The organism is Scytonema sp. NUACC21 (genome assembly GCF_054684315.1).
In genome coordinates this window covers 64,416-70,766 of sequence record NZ_BAAFZH010000059.1, presented here as the reverse complement: position 1 = coordinate 70,766, position 6,351 = coordinate 64,416, and the positions used below count along the sequence as shown (strand labels likewise).

Here is a 6,351-nt window from a genome sequence, read left to right as displayed (position 1 = left end):
GGGATGACTTGAGAAGCTGGTGCATTGTACTTCTCGTCCTCAAAGTCGAAATTCGCAGATGTTTTCATCGTCTTACGGCAGTTGTCAGTGTTTTGCAGATCAAGTTTACACGGTTTAGCAATGCTTGGAGTGTGAACTACCCCACCCTATAAGAAGGTGGAGCTTCCAACTTCACAGAAGAATGCCTCATCTTGGACTTACGTCCGCGAGTTGGTCTGACTTCCTCTCCATTGGCGTTAGCCTCCCCCGTCCCAGAGGAGGACAGCATTCTGATACCCTCTGCTCTAATATTCATCGCGGCATTACCGTCTCGATCGTGATGAGTTCCACAACTTGGGCAATCCCAAGTCCTCACACCAAGTGGTAGTTCGGAAATCTGGTAATGACAATGAGAACAAAGCTTGGAACTAGGGAACCATCGATTTATCTCAACCAACACCTTGCCTTGTTTTTCAAGTTTATAGGCTAAGAAATTGGTAAAAATCCCCCATCCCGTATCAGATATTGCTTTTGCTAGTTTATGGTTACGAACCATGCCCTTGACGTTAAGGTTTTCGACTACCACAACTTGATTGCGATCGGCAATCTTTCGAGATAATTTGTGTAAGTAGTCACAACGGACATTGCTCACGCGTTCGTATACCCTAGCTACAATTTTCATTGCTTTTTTACGTCGATTGCTGCCTTTGACTTTACGTGCAGCAATGTGTTGCTTTTTAGCTAGCTTCTTTTCATATTTAGCGAGATGTTTTGGATTTGGATACTTGGAAACTTTTTCACCATCATAAGTAATAGCAAAATCCTTGACACCCAGGTCAATACCAACAACCTTACCATCAGTATTTGATGTCGGATAATCGCCCGAGTACTCCATGAGCACAGAAGCATAGTACTTACCAGATGGGCACTTACTTACAGTGACAGTCTTGATAGTTCCATCAAATGGTCGATGTATTTTAGCTTTGACTATGCCTAACGAACCTGGAAACTTCAAACAATCATTGATTTGTTGTACCTTCTGTGGATACTGAATTGATTGACGATGGTGCTTTGATTTGAATTGTGGATATTTTGCTCTACCTTCAAAAAAGTTTTGATATGCGCGGCTCAGATTCAGGCTGACAGATTGTAAAACCTGTGAATAACATTCTCCTAACCATTCGGTCTGTTTGTCTTTTTTGAGTGCTGGTAATAAAGAATTAAGTCCAGATTGAGACAAGCCCTTGCCTGTCGCTTTATAGGTTTCAATGCATTTATTCAAGCCATAGTTCCACCACCAACGAGCACAACCAAAATGCTGTGCAAGTATTTGCACTTGCTCTGATGTGGGGTACAAACGAACTTTTACGGCTTGTCGTCTCATTTCCACTTCCCAAATCTCGACCTGTTAATATTATATCGTATTTTCAGTAACACTGCTCCGAAAATATTTGGCAATATGAGCAATCTACTAGGTAGCTAATTCTTAGACAGCTATAGATAATTTGTCGAGGGTGGGGAATTCTGTGGAATCAGTTAAACTTGAGACATAGAAACCTGGTTTCGCTGGAAAACCAGGTTTCGAGCCGCAGCTAGCTGTATATCAACTTAAAACTGACATATGATAAGAAATCAATCGAACACCAGCAGCCAATGATGTCATTAGTGAGACAACTGCTGCTCGTAGTAGTCAAGAATTTTTTCAATGACTTGAGACACACTCATCCCATCAGTCTGAATTTCAATAGCGTCTGCGGCTTTCTTCAAGGGAGAAACTTGACGGGTGCTGTCTTTCGAGTCTCGTTCGGCAATGTCCCGTTCTAACTGCTCTAAATTCACTTCTGGTTGACCTTGTCTTCTATAATCTTCTTGGCGGCGACGTGCTCGCTCGCTGACAGAAGCTGTTAAGAAAATTTTCACTTCCGCATCAGGGAAAACTTGAGTTCCGATATCTCTCCCCTCAGCAACTAAACCTCCTTTCTTACCCCAATTTTGTTGTTGTTTCATCAAAGCTTGACGTACCGAACTTTGTGCGGCTATTGTCGAAACTTTGGATGTTACCTCAATAGTACGAATGACCTGGGTAACATCATGACCATCAATGCAAACCCGCATTGGCGATTGTAAGTCCTCACTGGGCGCTAGTTCTATGACACAATGATTAGCTAATTCTGCTATAGCACACTCATCGTCGAGGGCAATTTCCTTTTGCAGTACTAACCAGGTAACAGCACGATACATTGCTCCTGTATCTAAATATACTAAACCCAGTTTTGCCGCCACTTGACGGGCGACAGTAGATTTTCCTGCCCCCGCAGGTCCATCAATGGCGATGATGGGTTTGCGATCGCGCAGGATAATATTGTCAATTAGGCGTGTAGAACCAAGACGAGCAGCGATCGCGAGCATTCCTTCCTCCTCAATGATTTCTATAGGCATTAACGTATTTGGTTCAACCAATTCAATATATTCCAATACAACAGAACTCACCATTTCGATTTCGTGTTGCACCACTGCTAAAAGGGTTTGGCAATTGCGTACCCCAGCGTTAAACACTGTTTGAGCTTTTTGCAGACCGCGATACAGTACTGCTGCGTCCTGCTTTTGTGTCGCTGTCAAATATTGGTTGCGAGAACTCAAGGCAAGACCTGATGCTTCCCGTACTATTGGACAAGCAACAATCTCTATCGAAAAATTCAAATCAGCGACTAGCCGTTTAATAATGGCAAGTTGCTGACCATCTTTTTGACCAAAATAGGCGCGGTCAGGTTGTACCAAGTTGAAAAGCTTGGTCACAATTGTCGCTACACCCTGAAAGTGACCCATCCGAGAACGACCACACAAGCCTGATATCATAGCAGATGGGGGGAGCACTTGTGTATCAATGGATTCTTGTATACTTTTCTCGACGACTCCCATGTCTTCCGGAGTGGGAGCAAAAATTGCGTCTACCCCACATTGTTCGCACAACTTTACGTCATTCTCTAGAGTCCGGGGATAGCGTTGATAATCTTCGTTTGGACCAAATTGCAGCGGATTGACAAAGATACTCACAATCACCGTGGCATTTTCTTGCCGCGCCCGTTGTATTAAGCTTAAATGACCTTGGTGCAATGCTCCCATTGTTGGAACCAGACCGACAGCTGTCTCAGACCGTGTAGTCATGTCATATTGCAGCAGCTGTTCTCTGTGTATCAGATGAATTTCAGAACGGCGTTTAGCTAGATAGCAGCGTAAAGCTGCGACTGTTAACAACAGGCGCACAAAAATACCCCTAGTTTTTCTCTTGCTCTTCCCCGTTAGTTTATATCTGAAACCGAGGAAGAGACCAGTAACTAGGGGCAAGACAGGTAACAAACTAAAAAGTCAAAAATTCTTTTAACTTTTTACCTGCCAAGAACTTCTACCCGTACAGGAGCAACACCTGTACGCATCAATCCCAAAATCCGTGCTGCACCGGCGGACAGGTCAATAATTCGACCCCGAATAAATGGTCCCCGGTCATTAATTCGCACCACGACAGATCGACCATTGCGGGTGTTTGTCACGCGGACTCTGGTACCAAAGGGTAAGCTTCGATGGGCTGCTGTTAACCCTTCTGGATTGTATCTTTCGCCAGTCGCAGTACGATTTCCAGAACCATCATAACCATACCACGATGCCATCCCGCTCAGGGTTCCTCGCACTCTTCTGGCAATCTGTGTGGGCAAGTTTGGTACTGAAATTTTTGGTATTTGCAACGGCGAGCGCATCGGTAAGTTAGCAATCTCGTTCAGGGGCAATGCGTTACCCATTAGTCTGCGTATGCGATTGGTTGCTTGCAGTGCATCCTTTGCCCTGTCGTTGGTCGTATCTGCAAGTCGTGTATCGCCATCAATTTCGACGAGCTCTTTGCCATCAATCTTGATGATGTACCGCCCATCTGAATTGTGCTGAGTGGATGGGCTGTCTTTGTGCTGGTTCTCGCTGGCAGTGGATTCTTTTGGCGACGCCCAACTTACCGTGATTTTGTTAGCGTCCACCTTATCCAAAACGAGTTGGTTGAGTTTTGCTGCTACCACTGTTGCTCTTTGGACTGGGTCATCACCAACAGCGTTTGTCTGATTTTGGATATCAACACCAGCCTTAATTGAGGCAACTTTTGTTTGATTGAGTGCGTTGGGGCTTAGAGATTGAATGCCACCAACGTTTACACCAATATCACCAATAACACCAACCTTGGTCTCTTTGCTTGATATAGGCTCTTTACCAACAAAAGTCAGAACAGGGATATTGCGAAGATAGAGCGTTGCCGCCCGACGCCCTGCTACATCATGAGTGTGAATTTCTGCGATCGCAGCTTTCACTGTAGCAAGGTTCTCTGCTTTGGATTGATATTCTCCTACTTTCACCACATCTGATGAAGCTACAGTTGGCGAAATTGGAGCCGCTTCATTGGTTACTTGAGTCCGACCAATTGACGGTGAGCCAAAAACAGTACTAAACAGGGCGACAACAGTCCACAAAAGTTTATGATTCATGCGTCCGATATTAAAGCGACTGGAGAACAAAAGTTTCATTACTTGCTGGGTTTCGTATCACCAAGGGCGATACTCTCCCAAAATTCAAACTCGTTCCGCTTTCACTTTTTGCTTTTAACTGGAACAGACTAACACGAACGAATGGGATTGGGGATCGGGGTTTTAGCGTAAGTCTCGGTTAATTTATGAAATGAAAACTCCCTTTTTCAGGGTGAAACCTTACTCAAAAAAGGATTTTCAGCGTGTATCGCTTTTTTTCTTAAATAAAAAATCTTGTTACTAAATCTTAACAAGATTTACTAATTAAATTAATCAATATGCTACATACGGTTGTCTTCTAAGCTAGTTAATGCTAACGTCAGGGTCTCTACAAACAAAACACCGTATTTCTACGACCAATCTGAGTTCTTTTCTTTGTAAAAATTTAATTGTCAAGTCAAAACTTCTGATTTCAGCGATCGCACCTTTTCGATACATGGCGTTATGATTCTTTTATTCATTCTCATTCTCGCATACAGCTTTTATCAAGAAAATTAACGATACTGCAGTCTTAAACACTGTTAAAATAATAACAATTAGTTTGTATTGAAAAAATATTAAATCAAATGACACCGTACACAATGTATAAATAAAAAATGGTAAAATGTAAAATAAGAGACATAGTAGCGATTGCAGCATAGAGCAGGAATCAATGAGGTTAAGATAATATTTTTTACAATTGCAGCAGAATAGGTCATAAAAAACAGGTCAGGATAGTACACGCAAATTGAATACACGGGATCTCGCCCAAGATATAAAAATAAGGCATAACTTTTTACATCCAACTATCAGCCCTCATGGCACAGCACGAAGAGTTACAAACTATCGCATCATCACTACAATCTTTTCTTGATGACCTATATTCCAAGTACAAGTCATTGCAAGATGGTGCAGTCGCTAACTATATTCCAGAACTTTCCAAAGTAAATCCGGACTTATTCAGTATTTGCATCGCTACGGTCAAGGGCGAAATTTACGAAGTTGGGAATTACAACGAATTATTTACAATTCAATCGATTTCCAAAGTGTTTGTTTACGGTCTTGCACTTGAAGATCGCGGGCGAGATTACCTTTTGACAAGAGTTGGTGTTGAACCAACGGGAGATGCATTCAATGCTGTGATTCTTGATGACATATCCAAGCGACCCCATAATCCAATGGTTAATGCAGGGGCAATAGCAACCACAAGCTTAATTAAGGGGTCAGGCGCAACAGAACGTCTTAACCGGATGCTAGATATGTTCCGGCGATACACGGGTCACAATGTCTTTGTTGATATTTCAGTATTCACTTCCGAGCGTATGACAGGGCACCGCAACCGTGCAATGGCATATCTTATGTTAAATTTTGGTATGATAGACCACAATGTAGACGAAGCATTAGACCTTTATTTCCAGCAGTGTTCTGTCATGGTGAATTGTCACGATTTAGCAGTCATGGCAGCCACCCTTGCAAACAAAGGTATTAACCCTGTCACAGGAGAGCGAGCGGTAGATAGCCGTTACGTCAGAGATATTCTCAGTGTGATGTATACCTGTGGAATGTATAATTTTGCAGGTGAATGGGCTTATAATGTTGGTATTCCGGCAAAAAGCGGTATCTCTGGCGGGATTATTGCTGTTATTCCCAACCTGATGGGAATAGGAGTTTTTTCACCCCTGCTAGACTCACGAGGTAATAGCGTTCGGGGGGTTAAGGTCTGTGAAGAACTTTCCCAGAAGTTTGGGTTACATTTATTCGACTGTTCACCCCAAGGATGAGAGTTTTGTTGAGTTGTTGTTTCCTTCCCAGCATCTGGGGATATAAGTGCTCT

4 protein-coding genes are annotated in these 6,351 nt (G+C 42.9%); 1 reads left to right on the top strand and 3 read right to left on the bottom strand.

The window, feature by feature from the left end; genetic code table 11:
* Positions 1 to 136: 136 nt before the first annotated feature.
* The 3 genes from ACYRY3_RS09280 to ACYRY3_RS09270 all read right to left on the bottom strand — a co-directional run bounded on the left by ACYRY3_RS09280 (position 137) and on the right by ACYRY3_RS09270 (position 4,499).
* The gene (locus ACYRY3_RS09280) at positions 137 to 1,363 is read right to left on the bottom strand and encodes an RNA-guided endonuclease InsQ/TnpB family protein (RefSeq protein WP_460201403.1); all 1,227 of its coding nucleotides are present in this window, start codon (positions 1,361 to 1,363) and stop codon (positions 137 to 139) included.
* 278 nt (positions 1,364 to 1,641) lie between these two features.
* On the bottom strand, positions 1,642 to 3,243 hold the full coding sequence (locus ACYRY3_RS09275) for a bifunctional pantoate--beta-alanine ligase/(d)CMP kinase (protein ID WP_460201402.1): 1,602 nt from the start codon (positions 3,241 to 3,243) through the stop codon (positions 1,642 to 1,644).
* Between the two features lie 122 nt (positions 3,244 to 3,365).
* The gene (locus ACYRY3_RS09270) at positions 3,366 to 4,499 is read right to left on the bottom strand and encodes a septal ring lytic transglycosylase RlpA family protein (RefSeq protein WP_460201401.1); all 1,134 of its coding nucleotides are present in this window, start codon (positions 4,497 to 4,499) and stop codon (positions 3,366 to 3,368) included.
* A gap of 836 nt (positions 4,500 to 5,335) precedes the next feature.
* Here ACYRY3_RS09270 and glsA point away from each other — a divergent pair.
* Complete coding sequence (glsA, locus tag ACYRY3_RS09265; protein WP_460201400.1) at positions 5,336 to 6,298, top strand: glutaminase A; 963 nt, start codon at positions 5,336 to 5,338, stop codon at positions 6,296 to 6,298.
* Positions 6,299 to 6,351 lie beyond the last annotated feature (53 nt).